Source organism: Chondromyces apiculatus DSM 436 (genome assembly GCF_000601485.1).
Lineage (GTDB): Bacteria > Myxococcota_A > Polyangia > Polyangiales > Polyangiaceae > Chondromyces > Chondromyces apiculatus.
On sequence record NZ_ASRX01000050.1, the window covers coordinates 1 to 21,200 of the forward strand.

Consider the following 21,200-nt stretch of genomic DNA (forward strand, 5'->3'; position numbering starts at 1 on the left):
CCGGCGCGCGGTCCTCATTGCGATAGCCACGGCAAAGCAATGCCCCTGCGGTCTCATGGATCTCCTCCATGAGCGTGAACTCTGCGACCTGCATTTTCCCGCCCTTCGCCGCGATGTTCTCAGGCGAGGTGCCCTGGGGCAAGCGGAACGGGAGACGCTCGCCGAGACGTGAACCGCTTCGTCCCGATCGTGAATCGACGCTGGATGACCATGGTGCGGCAGCATCCCTGGCGTCGCCGGAAGAGGCGCCTCGCACCTCTCCGTCTGTCGGCGGCATGGTGGTCGGGTGACGGAGCGGTGGCCCCGGGGTAGGCTCCAGGCCGGAGGTCTTCCATGCACTTGCTCATCTCGTCGTGGCGTTCCGGCTACCGTGGTCGTCTCGCCCTCCTCGCGCTCCCTGCGCTGATCGCGGCCGCGGTGGGCGTGGGCGCCTGCTCGGCCTCGAGCGACGGGAGCACAGGTACGTTCGGCGACGGGGGGAGCGGCGCGTCCTCCTCGAACGGCACGGGCAACAACGGCGAAGGCGGCGCGGGCGGAGACCTCTTCGGGAACACCACGGTGACGACCACGGGCGGCAGCACGGACGACTGCTCGGAGGCCGCGAAGCTCATCTACATCATCGGCGCGGGCAACAACCTCTACAGCTTCCATCCCCCGACGCTGGCGGTGACGCCCATCGGGGTCATCAACTGCCCGCAGACGGGCGGCGCGACGCCCTTCTCCATGGCCGTGGACCGGCAGGGGACCGCCTGGATCCTCTTCAACGATGGGCGCCTGTACAACGTCGACACCCAGAACGCGGTGTGCACCGCGACGAGCTTCCAGCCTGGCCAGCAGGGGTTGACCCGCTTCGGCATGGGGTACGTGTCGGACGCGCCAGGGAGCAGCGACGAGAAGCTCTACATCGCCGACTTCAACGGGAGCGGCATCGCCACCATCGACACCACCTCCCTGACGGTGACGCCGGTGCGCCCTTACGACGCGCTCTTCCAGGCTGCGGAGCTGACCGGTACGGGGGACGCGCGGCTCTTCGGCTTCTTCACGGGATCGCCCGTGCAGATCGCGGAGATCGAGCCGGCGACGGGCCACGTGCTCTCCATGGCACCCCAGCCGTCGATCAGCATCGGCAACGGCTGGGCCTTCGCCTTCTGGGGCGGCGACTTCTACACCTTCACCAACCCGAGCGGGTCCGGCTCCCAGATCGACCGGTACTCACCGTCGATGGCGATGACGAGCACGGTGCTGACGGGGATCGGGGACAACATCGTGGGCGCTGGGGTGTCGACCTGCGCGCCCACCCAGCCGCCGCAGTAGCCTCGGCACCGGTGGGGATGCGGGGTGTCCGGGATTCGCGCGGGCACCCACCCCAGACGTCGTTCTGGCGCCGGCTGCTGAGCGCGAAGCGACTGCGGTTTCGGGGGGTCTCCTGGGGCCGCAGGCCCGTCGAACTGTACCATTGCAAAAGAAGGTGGTGCTTCCTCGCGGGTGGCCTGCGAGGAGGCCTGGTGCGCCAGGGGCGATAGGATACGCTCGCGGGATGCACCCTGTCCTCTCTGCGAAGCATGGGTTGTTCATGCTGCTTGGTAGCGCGGTGCTCGCAGCAACCTCCTGCGTGCTCGACCCCATGGGGACGGGAAACTCGCCGCCCGTCGCTTCGGGGGCCGGCGCCGCGGGCAGTGGCGCCGGGGACGGGGGAGGTGGCAGCGGCGCCACGGGCGCACCAGGCGTGGGCGGGGGGCCCTCAGGGGGGATCGGAGGCGGCGGAGGCGCAGGAGGCGCCGGGGGAGGGGAGACGCCGATCCTGATGGCGGGAGAGCTCCTGGTATCGCTCGATGCTGCCGATCTGACCGATGGGTCCACGGTGTGGAACAACCGCGGCTCTCTGGGCGTATTCACCCCTATCGGTGCGCCGAATGTCGGCGAGTATCAGCAGGTATGGGCGGTCGAGTTCCACGGCCGGGACGACGCCTACGTTGGGCCGCTCTCGGTCCCCGACATCGAGGGCAGCAGCGATCGGTCTATCGAGGTCTGGGTGAACAACCCTGATGTTGGGGGCGAGGAGGCGCTGGTCTCCTGGGGTAAGCGCGACGGCCTCCCGGCCACCATGGTGTCCCTCAACTACGGGACGAATGGAGGCTTCGGGGCAGTGACGCACTGGGCCGCCGACATGGCCTGGGAGGACGTGCCCAGCGCGGACACCTGGCACCACCTCGTCTATACGCACGAGAACGGGACCTCGCGCGTCTACTGCGACGGCGAAGAGCGGAACTCCTACGACCGCACGCTGAGCACGGAAGGAGGGGTGCCCATCAACCTGGGGGCACAGCGCTCAGGGAACGGTCAGCTCCAGGGGCCCGGCCCGTTGCCCAGGGCTGCGTCCGTGTGGATCGCGGTGGTGCGGGTCCACAGCGCGGCGTTGACCGCGGAGCAGGTGCGCCACAATTACGAGGTCGAGGTCCCGCGGTTCGAGTGAGGCTCCCCGGTGCGCTCACCCCGGGTCGGGCTCGGGCACCTCGCTGCGGTACCAGGGGGCCTCGATGATCACGAGCCCCTGCCTTCCCTGGAAGAACAGCATCATTCGCAGGAACGCGGAGGTGTGGTTGTGCAGGAGGTAATGGTACCAGCGGGGCTCCACCACCTGGGGGATCACCACGGCCACCTGACGGCCCGGGTGTGAGCGCGCCAGGCTGACGATGAAGCGGAGCAGGGGGCGGAAGAGGTGCCGGTAGCGGGACCTGAACACCACGAGCTTCGGGGGCGCGATGCCCCGCTCGCGCGCGGGCTTCTCCACGAGATCGGGCCAGCACTCGCGCAGATCCTCGGTGGGCCGGTCGCCGGTGAGGACCTGCATCGCGTAGACCTCGCTGGAGAGGGTGAGGGCGAAGCGCAGCCCGCTCTGCGCCACCGCATCCCAGCGCCGCACCGGGACCACCACGAGCGGCGCGGGGGAGGGTGACAGATCGAGCGGTCCCGCCGCGGTGGTCTCCGCCGCGAGCCGGTCGTGATGGTGCTGCGTGCTCCGGAGCAGGGCGAGGGTGGCGAGGATGAGGCCCGCGGAGATCCACGCTCCCTCGGTGAACTTCGCGACCACCACCACGACCAGGGTCGCCGCCGTCGCCAGGGCGCCGCAGGCGTTCAGCACGAGGCGGCGGCGCGCGTGGGGCCCTCCTTCCCGGCGCCAGTGCGCCACCATCCCCGCCTGCGACATGGTGAATGCCAGGAGGGCGCCCACCGCGAAGAGCGGGATGAGCCCTTCGGTGACTCCCTGGAACACCACGAGGAGCACGCCCGCGAGGCCCGTCAGGACGAAGATGCCGTGCGAGAACGCGAGCCTGCGGCCACGCCGCACGAAGGGTTCGGGGAGGAAGCCGTCGGCGGCGAGGATGCGGCATAGCCGGGGGAAGTCGGCGAAGCTCGTGTTGGCCGAGAGGGCGAGCACGGCGATCACCGCGGAGAGGGTCACGTAGTAGAACGGGCCGCGTCCCACCACGGCCGCCACCACCTGGGAGACGATGCTCTGGTAGCCCTGCTGCCCCGGGACGGTGGCGGTGATCTGGTAGGCGCGGCAGAGGAAGGCGATCCCGGCGAGGAGCACGACGAGCGCGCCGATGAGGATGGCCAGGGTCCGCCGGGCGCGCACGGTGCGCGGCTGCCGGAAGGCGGGGACACCGTTGCTCACCGCCTCCACCCCGGTCATGGCGGTGCAGCCATTGGCGAAGGCATGGCAGAGGAGCCACGCGGTCGCCATTTCGGTGGTGGCCGCGGTCGTGGGCGGCTGCACCACGGGCGGGGGCGCGCCGTCGTGCGTGAACGTCTTCCAGGCGCCGAGGCCGAGGACCACCAGCAGGCAAGCAAGGAAGGCGTACGCGGGCGTCATCAGGGCAAGCCCTGCGCTGCGCACGCCCCGCAGGTTGAGCAACGTCAGCAGCAGCAAGATGAGCAGGCAAAGCGGAAGGGTGTACGGCAAGAGCGCCGGTACTGCCGACACCAGGGCGCCCACGCCTGCCGAGGTCGCCACGGCCACGTTGAGCACGTAGTCGAGCATGAGCGCGGCAGCGCCGATCAGCCCGGCGGTGACCCCGAGGTTCTCCCGCGCCACCGTGTAGGAACCGCCTCCGCTGGGGTAGGCGCCGATGGTCTGGCGGTAGGACAGGTACACGACGATCAGCAGCACAATGATGGCAATCATCAAGGGGCCGACGTAATGCAGCCCCAGCGTGCCCAGGGGCAGGAGCACCGTGAGCGCGGCTTCGGGCCCGTACGAGGCCGATCCCAGTGCGTCCAGCCCGAGCACCGGCACGCCCGACAGCGTTCCGATCTGCTCCTCTTCTTCTTCGTCCGTGGCCAGCCGCTTGCCGAACAGCAGCGCTTTGAAAGACATGGCGGGGCCGCTGTGCAAGCCATGTTCCCCACGCCGATGGCCATCCTTGCCCAATGAGGATGCGCGGAGGATGCGCGCGCTGCGCTTCGTCCGCGGGGCAGGTGCATCCTGACAATGCATTCTCCTTTTCAGCAATGGAGCAGGGCGTGGAGGAAGAAAGCCGAGGCAGCAATGGCGTGCACCTCGGTCCCTCGGAGATCCTCGAAGGTCCTCTCGGACGCCCTCGAAGGTGCCGCAGCGTCCTCACCTCGCGAGGTGCCTCGTACAGGCCCCGGATTCGACAAGCCATGGCGCCCTGGTTCGACGATCCCTGAATCCTGGAGAGTGCGCGCCTCAGGACCACAGCAGGCGCGGATTCATGAACCTGGTCCGTGCGGTAGGGCTGCGCCTTAGGGTGGGTGTGCAGGTTTGATGACATCTCTGCCGGATACAAACGGGGATCGGCGCGCCTCTACCTTGAATTCGCCGTAATCTTGCCTGTTCACGTGGAAGGGCCGGTGTACGGGGATGGATTGGCGGGCACGTGGCCGCGCGATGGAGAAGCATGCTGAAGCAGGATCACCGGGAGGTGGCAGAGGGATCCATCTCCTCCGACGGGGGAGATGGCGCTGTCTCCGTGGCCCGTCCGCGGGGCGCCTGGAAGCAGGGATGGGAGCATTACTTCGATACGGCTTCGGATCTGCTGTGCGTCGCCAGCCCTGACGGGTACTTCCGGGATCTCAATCCCCGCTGGGAGCGGTTGCTGGGGTACACGGTGGCGGAGCTGTGCGCGATGCGCTTCTTCGATCTCCTCCACCCGGACGATATCGAGAGCACCGGGGCAGCAATGGCGCAAGCCGTGAGCGGCGAGGTGACCCTCGACGGGTTGATCAATCGCTACCGACGCAAGGACGGGAGCTACGCCCAGCTCGAATGGAAGTCGGCCGTGGTGGTGCGGGGGCTCTGTTATTGCGTGGCGCACGACGTCAGCGCGCGCGAGGAGAGCAGGCAGGCACTGAGCACGGCTCTCGAGCGCCTGCAATACCTGCAGCACGCGAGCGGCGTGTGTCTCTTCGCCATCGATATGCGCGGCGGTACGCATCGGGTCACGTTCCTCAGCGAGAACGTGTCCGATCTCTTCGGCTACACGGAGGAGGAGTTCAGGCAGGAGCCGCAGCTCTGGGAGTGCAGGCTCCACCCGGAGGATCGCGCCCGCGCCGTCGCGGAGACGGCGGCCCTCATGAACCACGGAACATGCCTGCGGGAGTACCGGTGGCAGCGCAAGGACGGGACCTACTGCTGGGTGCGGGACGAGACGAAGCTCGTGCGGGACAAGGGGGGTCAGCCCATCGAGGTGGTCGGCACCTGGCAGGACATCACCGGGCGCAAGGAGGTGGAGGTCACCCTGGAGCGGCAGGCCTGCGCCCTGGTCGAGCTCTCCACCCCGCTCATCCCCATCAGCGAGGACATCCTGGTGATGCCCCTCATCGGGATGGTGGACAGCCGCCGCGCCGACCAGATCATGGCCACTCTCCTCCACGGCATCTCGAGCAGGCATGCCCGGTTCACCATTCTCGACATCACCGGGGTGGGCGTCGTCGACACCAATGTCGCCGCGATGCTGATGCGTACCGCCAGGGCGGCGCGCCTGCTCGGCGTGGAGGTGCTGCTCACCGGCATCCGCGGGGACGTCGCCCGCACCCTGGTCGCGCTCGATGTGGACCTCGGTACGGTGGTGACCTTTGGCACGCTGCAGGCGGGTATCCAGCATGCCTTGCGCCGCGTGACGCCCTCGGGGCGGCGCTGACCGTGGATCGTGCTCGCGACGAGCGATGGCGAGCGCACCCTGTTCGGCAGGAAAATGCCGTAGCGTGTACATTCGACCCGCCGCGGGTCTCACGGAAGGGGGCGTTGGGCTCGGCGGCGCTCGGCGAGGAAGCATGCAGGAGCACGATAGGCGCGACGGAGCAGAAGGCGCTCAGGCCGGGGCAGGCGAGGAGGGCAGGCCGCTCTCGGACAGGGTGGCCGCAGCCTGGATGCAGGGGTGGGCGCACTACTACAAGGAGGCCTCGGATCTGCTGTGCGTCTCCAGTGCCAAGGGGTTCTTCCTGGACCTCAATCCAGCCTGGGAGCGGGCGCTGGGGTACAGCGTGGCAGAGATGTGCCGCGGTTCGTTCCTGGACCTCATTCACCCTGACGATCTCGAGCACTCCAGGCAGGCGCTGGCCCGGGTCGCCGTCGGCGACACCGCGCTGGGGGACCTGGTCAACCGCTACCGGCGCAAGGACGGGACCTACGCCTCGATCGCGTGGAAGTCGGTCGTGATGGTGGGGGAGCTTTGCTACTGCATGGCGCAGGACGTCAGCGCGCAGGAGGAGACGGAGGCCATCCTGCGCAAGGAGCGCGCGCGCTTGCACCAGCTCCAGCACGCCAGCGGCGTGGTGCTCTACGCCATCGGCTCCTTGGCTGGTGGCATGCCCGGGATCACCTTCATCAGCGACAACCTGCGCGACGTCCTCGGCTACAAGCCGGAGGAGTTCTTCGAGGATCGGGAGCTCTGGAACCGCATGGTGCACCCGGACGATCTCGCGCGCGCGTTGGACGGGACGCCCATCTTCGCGCATGGGTTCTACCTGCGCGAGTACCGCTTCCGGCACAAGGATGGGAGCTATCGCTGGATGCGTGACGAGACGAAGCTGGTGAAGGACGCCGAGGGGCGCCCCTTCGAGGCGGTGGGGACCTGGCAGGACGTCACGGAGCGCAAGGAGGTGGAGCACACCCTGCAGCAGCAGGAGAACGCCTTGCTCGAGCTCTCCACGCCGCTCATTCCCATCAGCGACGAGATCCTGGTAATGCCCCTCATCGGCATGGTGGACAGCCGCCGCGCCGAGCAGATCATGAGCACGATCCTCGATGGCATCACCGCCCGGCGCGCCAAGGTCGCCATCCTGGACATCACCGGCATGGGCTCCGTCGACACCAAGATTGCCGAGTTGCTCCTCCGCACCGCCAGAGCGGCGCGCCTGCTCGGGGTCGAGGTGCTCCTCACCGGCATCCGCCCCGATGTGGCCCAGACCCTGGTGACGCTCGGGGTGGACCTGGGGGCGGTGGTGACCTTCGGCACGTTGCAGGCCGGGATCCAGCACGCCATGCGCCGGTCGTCTGCGCCGTCGCGGCGCTGATCGCCGCCCTCCTCGGCGGTGGAGATGGCCGGGTCGGCGCGTGAGGCTCCCTCATGCAAGCGACACATGAGGGACATGCCCCACATTCATGACCTCGGGAGCCGCGCTTCGGGGACACTCCCCTCCGTTCACTTCAACGGATGAGGAATTCACCATGCGTCAGCTCATTGCTTCCCTGCTTGCACTCTGCGTCCCTTGCGCCGTCGTCGCCTGTGACGGCGACGATGGATCCGACGACACGTCGACGACCACCACGTCCTCCAGCAGCGGAGAGCAGGGCGGCGGTGGGAGCGGGGGTGGAGGGGCCGGCGGGGGTGGAGGCGGCACGGGCAGCCTCGAGGTCGAGATGTACTCCTCGGACGCGGCGGGGCCGGCCGTGAACTCGGTGCTGATCTCGGGCGCGGAGGAGGCGATCCTCGTCGACGGTCAGTTCATGCTGGCGGACGCCGAGGCGGTGATCGCGATGGTGCAGGCGTCGGGCAAGACCCTGACGACGATCTTCGTCACCCACGCGCACCCGGACCACTACCTCGGCCTGCTCCCCATCCAGGAGGCGTTCCCGGACGCGAAGGTGGTCTCGACGGCGAGCGTGGTCGCCGATTACGACGCCGCGGCCCAGGCGACCTTCGACTCGCTGAAGCCCCAGCTCGGCCCCGCCATCGCCGATGGGATCACGCCGCTCGTCGCCGTCTCGGGTGACGCGCTCGAGCTGGAGGGTCACACCATCCGCATCCTGGAGATCCCCGAGCCGGGCGAGAGCGTCCACGCGGCGGCCCTGGTGCTGGAGGCAGAGAGCACCCTCATCGCCGGCGACCTGCTCTACAACGACGTGCACCTGGTGCTGAGCGAGTGCGGCGCGGAGGGGTGGATCGAGAACCTGAACACCACCATCCAGCCGCTGGCGATGGAGCGGATTTTCCCCGGGCACGGGGCGGTGACCACCCCGGAGATCATCGCGACTGACATCGACTACATCGAGCAAGTCACGTCGATCATGGATGCCGCGGCGACGCCCGAGGAGGCAACGGCGCAGATCCAGGCCGCCTACCCGGACTACATGAGCGAGTTCCTGCTCGGGTTCAGCGTCACCAACTACTTCGCGAACTGCAAGCAGCCCTGACCCCGCGCCTCCCCGCCGCCGGGTTCAGCGCGAGGATTTCTCCGGTCTGAGCACCCGTGAACGGCGCCGGAGGTGGGTCTGACCCACTGTCCGGCGCGCGGTCGTGTACATCCCCAGCGCCATCTGCTGTAAGCTGCCCGGCCATCGATGAGGGCTGTTCGCCGCCACGGCGAACGTGCCATGGAGGCTCGGATGGCTGGAGAAGGCAAACACGCTCTCCTCGAAGTACCGGACTTCGGCGGCGGGAAGTCGTCGTACCTGAGGCTTGGAGCGGCAGCGCCGCTGGGGACGAGCCCCGGCGATGACCTCGCGGCGCGCATCACCACCTTCATCGACGACGATCGCAAGCGGGACGGGTGCCCGGAGTTCGTCCCGGTGGGCGAGCGGAAGGCGGAGACCGCGAAGCTGCACACCAAGGGGGGGTGGCGCGATCACTGCGACGGGAACCGGATCACCACCACCAAGGGCGACAAGGTCGAGGTGATCGGGGGCAACTACAAGATGCTCGTCCTCGGCCGCGGCGATCACGAGTCGGGCTGGGACATCTCCGGTGGGCACGTCACGGAGGTCACCCAGACGTTCGCGGGGGGGACCACCATCGAGTGGGTCCAGAACTACGGGGGGACCTGGAAGGTGGTGGAGACGACGGTGAAGGGGGAGGTGATGTCCACCTACCACGGGGATGTCGTCGACTACTTCTACGGCAACCGCAAGGAGAGCTACACCGGCAGCGAGGCGGCGGGGGTGGTGAGCTGGAAGGAGGACGTGCTCGACGACTCCAAGCCGCACGACACCCAGACCATCCCCAAGATCAACCCCAAGATCCTCGATCGCACCTGGGCGACGAAGATCGAGTCGTACACGGGGTCGGAGGCGCTGCGCCTCCCGCTGATCCACGAGGAGACGTGGGCGGAGGTGATGGAGACGAAGGTCGACGCGAAGTCGATGAGCGACGACACCACGGTGGAGGGAGAGTCGCGCTCGACCATGAAGGCCAGGACGATCACCTCGGAGACCACCGCCGACGCGATGAAGGACACCACCACGGTCACCGGGAACATCGAGAGCACCACGCGCGCCGACAAGATGATCTCGACGACCTACGGCGACAGCGAGGACGCCACGTACGGCGACACGAAGTCGTACCACGAGGGCAACTCCATGGCGACGGTGCTGGGCATCGAGACCACGGTGAACATCGGGATGGTCAACGAGGTGGTGCTGGGGATGATGAACGACGCCACCATCGGCGCGACCGCCGAGGTGCAGCTCGGCGCCACCATGAACCTGAACGTGGGCCTCACCGCGGAGATCACCCTCGCCGCGAAGCTCGAGTTCAACGCGGTCTCGACGGTGGAGATCGGGATGACCAAGACCGACGTCGCGCTCGACGAGACCAACGTCGCGCTCAGCCGCAAGGTGCTCTCGGCGATGAACCTCTACTTCTGATGCGGACGCTCAGGGAAGTAGACGCGGAAGTGGGCGCGGAAGTGGGCGCGGAAGTGGGCGCGGAAGCCGGCGCGACGGGCGGAGGTCATCATGGCGGATGAAGGCAGGTTCGGTGTCATCCACGTCCCGGACTTCGTCCCGGGAATGTCGTCGTACCTGCGCATCGGGGCCACCGTCGACGACGACTACCGCTGGCGGGACTCGACCGACGGCAACCGCATCTCGACGACGACCGGCGACAAGGTGGAGGTCATCGAGGGGGACTACAAGCTCATCATCCTGGGCCGACAGGAGCACCAGTCGGGGGTGAGCGCGGAGAAGGGGAAGGCTGCGCAGAGCGGCATCACCTACCGCGGGACCGTGAAGAAGGACGGAGACCGGCTCATCGAGGAGACGGAGAAGGGAGACGTGCTCAGCACGTTCCTCGGGGACGTCGTCGACGAGTACTACGGGAGCGCGGTGACGAGCCAGACGGGCTCGGAGAGCCCGGGGGTCGACAAGGAGAACCCGCACGTCATCGAGAAGACCTGGGCGACGCGGATCGAGTCCTACACGGGCTCGGCGGCGCTGCGGGTGCCGCTGATCTCGCAGGAGACGTGGGCCGTCGACATGGTGTCGAAGACCGACGTGCTGTCCACGACCACCGAGACCACGGTCGAGGGAGAGTCGCGCTCCTCCACCAAGGCGGGGACCATCACCTCCAGCACCGAGGCCGAGGCGACGACGGACGTGACCACGGTCACGGGGACCATCGAGAGCGTGACCTCGATGGGGAAGACCATCTCCACGACCTACGGGGACAGCGACGACACGACCTACGGGGACACGTCGTCGTACCACGAGGGAAACTCGATGGTGACCGTGATGGGCATCGAGACCACGGTGAACATCGGGATGGTCAACGAGTCGGTGATCGGGATGATGAACGACGCGACCATCGGCGCGACGGCCGAGGTGACCGTGGGGGGGACGCTCAACGTGCAGGTCGGGCTGGAGGCGTCGGTGACCCTGGGCGCGGAGGTGAACCTCACGCTCGCCGAGGTGACGCTGGAGCCCGCGAAGATCAAGATGCAGCTCGACAAGCTGAGGACGGCGCTGTTCCGCAAGAACGTGGCGGCGTTCACCCTCCTCGCCTGAAGGACGCGCGCGCGCCGGATCCCCCGTGAAGAGCAAGAACCTCACCCCATTCCTCTTCGGCAGCAAGGTGACCTCGACGAGGCCGCCGCAGCCGGAGATGGTCCTCATCGTCAAGGCGAAGTTCACCATCAAGCCGGGCGCACCTCCCGCGCTGCCCGAGGGGCACCAGGTGCTCGCCCAGGGGACGCTCCGCGGGGACGTGTTCCGCGAGGGCGACGACGACCAGGTGGGCGACTGCCTGTATCCCAGCGACTTCGCCGACTTCAAGCCGCAGGCCGACGTGCTGCTGCGGGGGCACTGCCACACGCCGGAGGGGAAGGCGCTGCCCGAGTGCCTGGTGCGCTTCGGCGTCGGGGCGTGGTCGAAGGTGCTGCGCGTGGTGGGGCACCGGGTGTGGATGGACGGGGTGATCGGGCCCGCGATGAGCGATCCCGTCCCGTTCGTGCGGATGCCCCTCGACGATCACCACGCCTTCGGCGGGTCCGGGGATCTCGTGAACCCGGTGGGCAAGGGGATCGGTACCCGCGAGCTGCCCAACGTGGAGCTGGTCGAGGAGGTGCTCCGGAGCCGGTCGGACCGGCCAGCGGTGGCCCGGTTCGGTGCGGTGTCACCCCACCGGGCGGAGCGGCGCGCCAAGGTGGGGAAGAATTACGGCAAGTCGTACCGCGAGAAGCGGGCGCCCTATTACGCCGACGATTTCGACTGGAGCTACTTCAACGCAGCCCAGGCCGATCAGCGCCTGCCTTACCTGCGCGGCGACGAGGAGCTGCTCTTCCAGAACCTCCACCCCGAGGCCCCCGTCTTCCGGACGCGCCTCCCGGGGCTGCGTATCCGCACCTTCGCGCTCGACCCTGGGGGCAGGTTCATCGAGGTGCCGATGGTCCTCGATACGCTGTTCGCGGACCTCGACGAGGGGTCGCTGCACCTCGTCTGGCGGGGCGTCACCGCGGCGAGGGACGAGGAGCTCTCCGACGAGACGGTGCTCGTCGCCTCGGAGGCGATGACGGAGCCGCCGCTGCCGCTGGAGCACTACCGGGAGATCCTGGTGCGGTTCCAGGCCGATCCGCTGGAGGTGGAGGACCAGCTCCCGGCGGATCTCAAGGGCGAGTGGCGCGCGCTGCAGGCCCTGGGGGAGCAGCGGGCGAAGGGGACGCCGCCGGACACGCGCGGGCTCGATCCGGTGTCCGCGCTGCTCAAGGTGCAGCTCGGCGACGTGGCGAAGCCGCAGCAGAACAAGCTCCGGGGGGTGCTGGAGGCCCTCTCGCGCGTGCCGATGCCGGACGGCAGGCTGCTCGGGAGCCTCATCGCCGAGGCCGTGGGGAGTGGGCAGGGAACGTCGCAGGGGGCGGTGGCGCCGGTACCGGGGGCCCTGCCCCTCATTGCCGACGCGACGATCCGGAAGGCGTTCCGGGCGCTGGTGCGGGCCGTGGAAGGGGCGAGGTCGAGCGCTGCGGCGCAGGAGAAGCCCCTCAAGGGGATGGAGGACTGGGACAAGCTCCTCCAGGATCCCAAGCTGGCCGCGATGGGTCTGTCGCGGGTCGAGCCCCGCCCGGCGGACAGCATCGGCCCGGGGCTCGATCTGCGGGGGCAGGATCTGAGCGATCAGGATCTGAGCGGTCGTGATCTGACGGGCGCCGACCTCACGGGGGCCATCCTGACGGGGGCGAACCTGCGCGGCGCGAAGCTCGTGCGGGCGAAGCTCTTGCAGGCGGTGCTCTTCGACGCCGACCTCCGGGGCGCGGATCTCTCGTCGGCGGACCTGACCCTCGCCACGCTGCAAGGCGCGCGCGCCGAGGGGGCGGCGTTCCGCAAGGCCACGCTGGATCACGCCTCGTTCGAGGGAGCACACCTCGCAGGGGCGGATCTGTCGGAGAGCGAGGGGCAGCAGTTCGTGCTTTCGCGGGCGGACCTGACCGGGGCGACGGCGAGGGGCGTCCGGTGGCACATGGCCTTCCTGGAGGCCACCACGCTGGAGAAGGCGAACCTGACCGAGGCCACGGTGACGCGATCGTTCGTCTCGAAGTGCAAGGGGGCCTCGGCGGTCTTCGAGCGCGCCACGATCACCGGGTCGAGCTTCGCGGGGTCGGACCTGCGCCGGGCGCGCTTCAGCGAGGCGCGTGGCGATGGGAGCGTGTGGATGGAGACCGACCTCACGGACGCGGATCTGAGCTACGCGACGCTGAAGCGGGCGCACTTCACGGAGGCCACGGCAGTGGGGGCACGGTTCTTCGGGGCCAACCTGCGCGAGGGGCAGTTCTTCCAGGCGAACCTCGCGCGGGCCGACTTCACGCGCGCCAACCTGTTCGACGCGAACCTGCACAAGGCGCTGGTCGGCGGCGCCCTGTTCGTCGAGGCCAACCTCTATGACGCGAAGCTCTACCAGAGCAGCGGGAGCGGGTGCGATTTCCGGGGGGCGAACCTCAAGAAGTCGACGCTGGAGCGTGACGGATGATCCTGGATGAGCTGAAGCAGCGCCTGCGCTCCGGTCCGTCGCTGGCAGGGGAGGGGCTCGACGGGCTCGACCTGCGGGGTGAGTCGCTCGCGGGGGTGAACCTCGAAGGGGCGAAGCTCAGCCGGCTGCGGCTCGACGGGGTGAACCTCGCGGGGGCGAACCTGCGCCGCGCGCAGATCGTGGGCTGCGCGCTGCGGGGGGCGGATCTCTCGGGGGCCGACCTGGAAGGCGCGGTCGTGCTCCAGAGCGATCTCTCGGGCGCGGTGCTCGCGCGCGCCAGCGTGACGGGCGTGAAGGTGGTGCGGTCACCGATGGTCGAGGCGGACCTGCGCGGGGCACGCCTCGCGGGGTCGGAGCTGGTCGAGGCCAGGCTGGCGCGGGCCGACCTGTCGGAGGCGGACCTGTCGGGGACGCGGCTCGACCTGTCGGATCTGTCGGGCGCGAAGCTCGCCAGGGCGGCCATCGCGCAGTGCTCGTTCACCCGGGCGAACCTGCTGGGGGGCACGCTGGAGGGGGCCCGCATCGACAGCGTGACCTTCTCCGAGGCGAACCTGCAGCGGGTGAGCCTCGCCGGCGCCGAGCTGACCCGGGTGGTCTTCGTGAAGGCCGATCTCCGGGGGGCCGTGCTGCCGAAGAAGCTCACCATGACGGTGTTCGATGGCGCGCTGCTCGGGGGGCCCGACTTCTCCGGGGCCAACCTGGCAGGGACGGCGCTCGAGGAGATGAGCTTCTCCGGGGTGAGCTTCGAGGGGGCCGATCTCACCTCGACCTCCCTGCAGGGCGCAGACCTGAGGTCGGCGAACTTCCGGGGAGCGAAGCTCGATCAGACGGTGCTGAACGGCTGCAACCTCACCGGGGCCGACTTCCGGGGGGCCACCCTGAAGGCGTGCATGTTCTACCAGGCGAACCTCGGGGGGGTCGATCTCTCGGGCAAGGACCTGGAGATGGTGATGTTCACCGGGGCCAACCTGTCGGGCGCGAACCTCACCGGGTCGCGGCTGGTGCGCTGCGTGCTGGAGCACGCCGACCTGCGCGGGGCGAACCTGACGCGGGCGCTGCTCACGCAGGTGCCGATGCGGGGGGCGAAGGTGGAGGGCATCACCTTCACCAAGGCGGTCTGCGACTGCGTGGACTTCACCGAGGTGGACCTCCGGAGCGTGACGCTCTCGGGCCTGACCATCACCCGTTGCTTCTTCGTGCGGGGCAACCTGTCGGGGATGGATCTGACGGGGTGCAACCTGTCGAACTGCGACTTCACCGAGTGCAACCTCGGCCAGGCCCGCCTCAAGGAGGCGGTGGTCACGAACTCCAACTTCAAGGGCGCCGATCTGCAGAAGGCGACGCTCTCGGGGGCGATGGCGAAGGCTGCCTTCTTCGGGGAGGCGCTCCTCGGGGGGGCGGTGCTGACGCAGGCGATGCTCCGCTACGCGACCTTCACCAGGGCCGATCTGTCGTCGGCCAACCTGGCAGGGGCCGATCTGCGCGAGAGCGTCTTGCAGGAGGTGCGCGCGCCCCACGCCCTGTTCGTGGGGGTGAAGGCGAGCCACGCGGACTTTTCCCACGCCGACCTCTCGGGCGCCGATTTCACCGGCGCCAACCTGGAGTGGGCGAACCTGCACCATGTCCTCGACGAGAAGACCAGCTACCTCGACGCGACCATGGTCACGGCGAGGCGCACGGACGTCGACAGGCTGGAGGCCGAGGCATGGAGGCCGCCCGAGAAGCGCGCGTGAGCGCGGCGCGTGCGGCGCGTGCGGCGCGTGCGGCGCGTGCGGCGCGTTCTGGAACAGGCACCTGGAGGAGATGTGATGTCGGTAAGAGCCATCAAGAAGAGTGACGCTTCGCTGCCCTCCCAGGGTGACGTGCCGCGGACCGAGGCTGGGCCTGCCCTGGCGGCGGTCGCCATGCCGGCGGCGACCTCCTCGCGCGCGGTCGCGCAGGTCGCGCAGGTCGCGCAGGTCGCGCACGTGAGGGACTACCTGGGGCCGGCCACCGTGGTCGCGGTGGAGGAAGGGACGGTCACGGTGGCGCTGCCGGGAGAGGCCGAGCCGATCCCGGTGGAGCTGGCGTTCACGCTGCCTTACGAGCCTGCGCTGGCGGATACGCTGCTCGTCATCGGCAGGGGCGAGAAGGCGTACGCCATCGGGGTGCTGCACGGGACGGGGCGCACGGTGCTCTCCCTGCAGGGGGACGTGGAGCTGCACGCGAGGGACGGCGCGCTCTCCTTGTCGGGGGACAAGGGCGTCAAGCTGCGGGGACCCGAGCTGGAGGTGGAGGCCGGCAAGGTCCGGATGGTGGCGGATGCGGTCGTCCAGAAGTTCAACTCCGTCTACCAGCGGGTGAGCACGCTCCTCAGCGTGCGGGCGCAGGAGGCGCACACCGTCATCGAGAAGACATCGTTCACGCAGGCGAAGAACGCCTCGATCCTCACCGAGGAGACGGTCACCGTGAACGGCAAGCAGGTCCTCCTGGGCTGAAGGAGATTTCGGCGATGCTCCCCGCGAACAACAAGGGCCTCGGCATGAGCGCCGGCTTTCCGGACGTGTGCCTGTCGCCCGTGCTCGGGCTCTTTCCGTTCCCGAACTTCTCCTTCAACGCGATGAAGGTGCCGTTCTCGCCGAACGTGTGGTTCTCGATGCTGCCGGCGCTGAACATGGCCTCGTTCAGCCCGATCAGCCTCGGCGATCAGCTCGGCACCCTCCACCCCACGTTCATGGGGACGGCGCGGCACACGTTCGGCAACTTCAGGACCCTCATCAACTTCCTCCCCAGCACCTCGCTGGTGTGTCCGCGGATGGGGAACAACTTCAACTGTCCGCTGGGGCTCCAGGTGATCCCGAGCCTGACCAACGTGTTCCTCACGTTCAACGCGCGGGCGGCTGGCGCTGCGGCGGACGCTGCGGCGGACACCGGGGAAGGCACGGGCGCGGCGGAGAGCGAGGGCGCTCCGGGGGCTGCGGGGGAGAGGCGTGCGGCCGTGCTGCCGGTGGACGTGGACAGGTTGCTCGCGTCGCTCGATCCCTGCGGGGAAGGCGCTCCGGTGGAGGTAGCGTGGCTCGGCGAGGGGGTCGGCTACGTGCGCATTCGCAGGTTCTCGCTCGATGTTCCGGCGAGGGTGCACACGGCGCTGGCGTCGCTGCTCGCCGAGGGGCTGACGTCGCTGGTCCTCGATCTGCGCGACAACCCCGGGGGGGAGCTGTCCGCGTTTCTGGAGCTGGCTGGAGACTTCCTGGAGCCAGGGAGCGTGGTCGCCCGCGCCGTCGACGCCGACGGGGACGAGACGGTGTACCGGGCCCGGCATGAGGACCCCTACCAGATGCCGCTGCAGATCCTGGTCAACCGCGGGACGGCTTCGGCGGCCGAGCTGTTCGCCGGATGCTTGCAGTGGCACGGCCGCGCCGTCATCGCGGGGGAGCCCACGTACGGCAAGGGGACGGCGCTGACCTTCCAGCCGGATGCCGGCGCGGGAGCGCCCGGGCTCGCCGCCGTGGCGTCGCTGCTCTTGCCGGGAGGGCAGCCGGTGCATGGCCACGGCGTGAGGCCTGACGGCGGGTAGCGCGCGCCCTCCGCGGCGGGACGGGCGCCAGGTCTTTACTCGTCGACGAGATCGATGAGGATGCCGGCCTTGGTCTTGATCCGGTGGGTGGTGCGGTTGCCCACGGCGACAGGGGAGGGGGTGAGCGGGTTGGGGGCGGCGCCGACGATGACCGGCCGATCGGGATCGCCGTTGACGAAGCCCACCAGCACCTCCACGCCCGGCTTGAGGGGGAAATGGGTGCCGTAATTCGCGCCAGCGTGGTTCTGGAGCATGCGGATGGGGCGTGACACCATGCCTCCCCCGGTGGCCGCCGTGTCGAAGTACAGCCGGACCATGTACCGGCCCTGATCGTCGATCTGCGCGTACTCGGTGGACCCGCCAGGGCCGGTGTCGACGACGCCCGTCACCAGCCCGGCCACCTGGGGTTTCTTGGTGACCCGCGGCGGTCTGTAGTTCTGGGCGCCAGGGATCGCGCGGAACTTGTTGGCGTAGTGGAGGTCTTGCGCAGCGACGAGCGGATCGGGCTGGTCCGCGTTCACGTAGTGCTCGACCTCGACAGCGAGCAGCTCCACGGAGCCGAGCTGCGGGTGCTCTTCGAGGGTGAACTTCACGCCCGCCCCGAGAGGGGGCACGGAGCTCTCTCCGGTGTAGACGAGCTGCTGCGCTTGCCGCTCCTCCGCCCGTGCTTTGGCGAGGATCTTCCCCTCGTCAGGCGACTTGTGGTGCCCGCCGAACTCGATGATGCCGCCCGCGTAGCCGGTGGGCGCGGACTCCTCTGCCGTCAGGTCGAGGAGCGGTTGCCGGTAGTTGTAATCGCGGACCACGTACATCACCGGGATGATGCGCGCGTGCATCTGGAGCTGGTAGACGCAGCGGCTGATCCCCGTGTCGTTGTAGCGGATGGCCTCCGGCGCGCGCTCGAACCCGTCGGGGTTGTCGGTGAAGACGAGGACGTCTTTGCCGCTCTTGTGGTGGAAGTAGTAGCTGATGCCCAGGTGCTCGGCGAGGCGGCTGACGAAGGCCAGATCGGGCTCCTGGTACTGCACCACGAACTCCCGGGGGGCGTAGCTGCCGAGGAGCCGTTGCTCCACGTCGCCCCCGGACAGGCCCACGAGCTCCAGCTTCTTCTTGATGATGTCGGGGATCGCGATGTTCATCGTGATCTCCGAGGTCTCGACGAGGGCGAGGCGGAGCGCGCGGGGGACGATGCGGAGCCGGTAGGTCCGGTAGTCCTTCAGCTTGGCGAGCATGTCGCTCACCTCCGCGACCATGCCGTGCACGCGGCGCACCTCGATGCCCTCGTGCTCGAAGACGAGGGCGATGTCGGTGCCGGTGACCGAGGCACCGTCGAAGGCGAACTCCGCCTTGCCGCCGATCTCGATGTCGAACTCGAAAGGCTGGGAGATCACCTCCCGGCCGGTGAGTTTGTAGAGGCTGAAGTCTGCGCTTGAGAAGGCGCTGCACTCGACCCGGATCTGCAGGAAGTCTTTCTTGGAGCTGCTCATGCGCACACCTCTGGCCGGGGCTCGCGGTCCGGAAGGACGGAGCTATTTGCGTCCGAATCGATCATACAGGTTCCTTTTCAGCTCGGCGGAAGGGGTCGGTAGCGGCGGGGTCTCTGGGGCACTCCGGGCAGGCGGAGGTGGTGGCGCGGTCTGAGGCCGCGCGTACGGAGAAGCATACGGGTCCGCGGCCGGGGTGGGGCGCGGCGGGGCAGGAGGGGAGGGAGGCGCGGGAGGTGCTGCCAGGGGCGCAGGAGGCGCGGGAGGTGCTGCCAGGGGCGCAGGAGGCGCGGGAGGCGCGGGAGGCGCAGGGGGTGCTGCCAGGGGCGCGGGAGGTGCTGCCAGGGGCGCGGTAGGCGCAGGAGGCGCGGGAGGCGCTGTCAGCGGCGCGGCTGAAGGCGGCGGGGGGCGCGTTGCTGCGGGCGCAGGAGGAGGCGGTGCGGGGCGCGGACCTGCGGGCGTGACTCCAGACAGGGGAGGGGGTGGTGCGGGCAGTGGGGCCGGACGCGGAGGGGCATGAACGGCTCCAGGCACGGGTGGCGGTGCTGGCGGAGGGGCCGAGCGCCGGGGAATGGCGGGGGCGTGCGGTGGAGGCGGCGGTGCTGGCGGAGGGGCCGAGCGCCGGGGCAGGGAAGGCACCTGGGGGGGCGCGGTGGGGTGTGGCGCGGTAGGGCGTGGCGCGGTGGGCGCTGGGCTCCCGGCAGGAGGCGTTGTCGTCGCCAGGGGTAGAGCGGACGGGGCCGAGGGAGGGGCGCGGAAAGGCAGCGCCTGCTCCGGGGCCGAGAGGGGAATGTCCTCGGGCGAGAGGGCCATCGTTCCGGAGGTGAGGATCTCCCGCCGCGCGATGGGACCGGGAGCGCGCACCTGCACGGGGAGCGTGCTTCCCTGGGGCGGCGGCTCGAAGGGGAGCGCCGAGGTGCGGGGGGTCAGGGCCTCTTCGTCCGAGATGTCGAGCGTTTGCGAGGCGAGCCCGGCAACCGTGCGCTTTGCCGCGGCCTCCGGGACGAGGACCTGCGGAGGCGCGCCCTGAGGCCGAGGAGCGGTGCCCGAGGCTGCGGGGGGAGCGACTGGTGCGCTGTGAGCCTGAGGGGGGACTGCGCCCGCTGCCTGAGGTCCGGGTCCCGCGGCGAGGAAGGCGGTCAGGTCGGGGATCTCGGCGTCGAGCGCCATGGTGCCGGTGTCGAGCCGCGGTGCGGTCGCCGCCGTCGCCGCCGTCGCCGCCGTCGCCCTGGAAGCGGCGGGCATGGCTTCGGGTGAGAGCCCCGGGCGGAACGGGAGGGCTGCATCTGCGACCGCGGGCGGGGCTTCTCCCGTGAGTGCGAAGAGGTGATCGAGGTTCATGGTCGCGCCGACGTTCGCAGGGGCCTTCGCGGGCACGCCAGGTGCCGCGGGGCGCGCCTGAACTGCGCGGGGTGGAGGCGCTGAGGGGGGCGGCTGTGCAGCCTCCGGCATGGGCGGAGGGATGCTCTCCGGCCGCGAGGGCCAGGTAAGCGACTCCCCCGGAAGCTCCACGCCGGCGACGATGCGCGCGGCCGCGAGGGCGGCCTCGCTCGCCAGGGGGAAGCTCCTCCGGAAGACCAGGGTGCAGCGCTCCTCGGCGCCGTCGATGCGCAGGGTGTCGGCCTGCAGCTCGAGCAGGTGGCCCTCGGTGATGCCGAAGGCGGAGAGGCCGTGGATGCGCGCGAGGGCGCGGGTCCTCGGGACGCACATGCGTAGCTGGGGATGGTCGGGGTGCAGGCCCTGGAGGACGAGCCACTCGCCGCCGCGGAGATACCTCACCCGCTGGTCGGGGGGCGCAGCCTGGAAGTAAGACCAGTCGAAGGTGCCGGGGAGTTCTTGCACGGGGCCCTCGAGCGCCGCGCGGGGGGTCGCGCCCAGGAGGCGCGCGCGTTCGGGCCAGGTGCTGGCGATGGGCCCAAACCCGGCGGGGCGGGTGGGGCTGCGGGGATCGACGATGTTTGGCGTCACCGGGCCGGCGCTCGGATCGATGCCAGTGGGGTTGTGCTGCCGATCGTCACCGCGGGTCGTGCGCTCGTAGACGAGGGGCATCTGCTGGAAGGGGACGCGGTCCTGGACGAGGAGGGCCTTGTCGAGGAGGATCTCCGCGCCGTCGAAGAGGGTCAGGCGCACGGGCAGGGACTGGACGGCGGTGCCCCTCGGCGCGTGGGCGTGGCCCGTGAAGACCACGTCGGCCTGGCCGAGGAAGGGGACGCGGTCGCTGCCGAAGCGGACGGTCCTCGGCGCGTCACCTCCGTGGAAGACGTCTGCGGCGAGGAACTGCTGCGGGTGCACGCGCACCATCTCCGCCTCGGGCGCGAAGGCGAAGCTCGCCTTGGCGATCACCGTCATGTGGAGCTGCCCTCCCATCCGCCAGGCGACGGTGGCGGCGGGGAGGGCTTTCACAGGCTCTGGCGCGCGCTTGAGCATGGCAGCTTTCCTATCACGGCCTTGGTCGCAGGG

General features: G+C 69.5%; 14 protein-coding genes. 11 read left to right on the forward strand and 3 right to left on the reverse strand.

The window, feature by feature from the left end; translation table 11 throughout:
- Window positions 1–333: 333 nt before the first annotated feature.
- Window positions 334–1,314 (forward strand): NHL repeat-containing protein, encoded by a 981-nt coding sequence (locus tag CAP_RS45655; RefSeq protein WP_052376107.1) that lies wholly within the window; start codon window positions 334–336, stop codon window positions 1,312–1,314.
- Window positions 1,315–1,573: 259 nt separating this feature from the next.
- Window positions 1,574–2,473: a LamG-like jellyroll fold domain-containing protein gene (locus CAP_RS45660; protein ID WP_156041198.1), complete on the forward strand. Its 900-nt coding sequence runs from the start codon at window positions 1,574–1,576 to the stop codon at window positions 2,471–2,473.
- Window positions 2,474–2,488: 15 nt separating this feature from the next.
- Here CAP_RS45660 and CAP_RS27715 read toward each other — a convergent pair whose 3' ends face one another.
- Window positions 2,489–4,381 carry an APC family permease gene (locus tag CAP_RS27715; RefSeq protein WP_044246591.1) on the reverse strand — a complete coding sequence of 631 codons (1,893 nt, stop codon included), beginning with the start codon at window positions 4,379–4,381 and terminating at the stop codon, window positions 2,489–2,491.
- A 544-nt stretch (window positions 4,382–4,925) separates the two neighbouring features.
- On the opposite strand from CAP_RS27715, the gene CAP_RS45665 reads away from it, so the two are divergent.
- The 9 genes from CAP_RS45665 to CAP_RS45675 all read left to right on the forward strand — a co-directional run bounded on the left by CAP_RS45665 (window position 4,926) and on the right by CAP_RS45675 (window position 17,256).
- Complete coding sequence (locus CAP_RS45665) at window positions 4,926–6,167, forward strand: PAS domain-containing protein (RefSeq protein WP_052376112.1); 1,242 nt, start codon at window positions 4,926–4,928, stop codon at window positions 6,165–6,167.
- A 133-nt stretch (window positions 6,168–6,300) separates the two neighbouring features.
- Window positions 6,301–7,542, forward strand: a complete 1,242-nt coding sequence (locus tag CAP_RS45670; RefSeq protein ID WP_052376114.1) for a PAS domain-containing protein — start codon at window positions 6,301–6,303, stop codon at window positions 7,540–7,542.
- Between the two features lie 154 nt (window positions 7,543–7,696).
- Window positions 7,697–8,662, forward strand: coding sequence for an MBL fold metallo-hydrolase (locus tag CAP_RS27730; RefSeq protein WP_044246521.1), 966 nt, complete (start codon window positions 7,697–7,699; stop codon window positions 8,660–8,662).
- A 192-nt stretch (window positions 8,663–8,854) separates the two neighbouring features.
- Window positions 8,855–10,111: a hypothetical protein gene (locus CAP_RS27735; RefSeq protein WP_044246522.1), complete on the forward strand. Its 1,257-nt coding sequence runs from the start codon at window positions 8,855–8,857 to the stop codon at window positions 10,109–10,111.
- A gap of 90 nt (window positions 10,112–10,201) precedes the next feature.
- Window positions 10,202–11,248 (forward strand): hypothetical protein, encoded by a 1,047-nt coding sequence (locus CAP_RS27740; protein ID WP_044246523.1) that lies wholly within the window; start codon window positions 10,202–10,204, stop codon window positions 11,246–11,248.
- Window positions 11,249–11,273: 25 nt separating this feature from the next.
- A complete protein-coding gene (locus CAP_RS27745; protein ID WP_044246525.1) occupies window positions 11,274–13,700 on the forward strand; it encodes a DUF2169 family type VI secretion system accessory protein in 2,427 nt (808 codons plus the stop codon).
- Window positions 13,697–15,433, forward strand: a complete 1,737-nt coding sequence (locus CAP_RS27750) for a pentapeptide repeat-containing protein (RefSeq protein ID WP_044246526.1) — start codon at window positions 13,697–13,699, stop codon at window positions 15,431–15,433. Before CAP_RS27745 ends, CAP_RS27750 begins: the two co-directional genes overlap by 4 nt.
- Before the next feature lie 75 nt (window positions 15,434–15,508).
- Window positions 15,509–16,177: a DUF3540 domain-containing protein gene (locus CAP_RS27755; RefSeq protein ID WP_081865320.1), complete on the forward strand. Its 669-nt coding sequence runs from the start codon at window positions 15,509–15,511 to the stop codon at window positions 16,175–16,177.
- Between the two features lie 14 nt (window positions 16,178–16,191).
- Window positions 16,192–17,256: a S41 family peptidase gene (locus CAP_RS45675; protein ID WP_052376116.1), complete on the forward strand. Its 1,065-nt coding sequence runs from the start codon at window positions 16,192–16,194 to the stop codon at window positions 17,254–17,256.
- A 35-nt stretch (window positions 17,257–17,291) separates the two neighbouring features.
- On the opposite strand, the gene CAP_RS27765 is transcribed toward CAP_RS45675, so the two are convergent.
- Together CAP_RS27765 and CAP_RS55195 are read right to left on the reverse strand one after the other, a co-directional pair.
- Complete coding sequence (locus tag CAP_RS27765; protein WP_044246528.1) at window positions 17,292–18,743, reverse strand: type VI secretion system Vgr family protein; 1,452 nt, start codon at window positions 18,741–18,743, stop codon at window positions 17,292–17,294.
- Between the two features lie 42 nt (window positions 18,744–18,785).
- Complete coding sequence (locus tag CAP_RS55195; protein WP_052376118.1) at window positions 18,786–21,167, reverse strand: DUF2169 family type VI secretion system accessory protein; 2,382 nt, start codon at window positions 21,165–21,167, stop codon at window positions 18,786–18,788.
- Window positions 21,168–21,200: the final 33 nt, after the last annotated feature.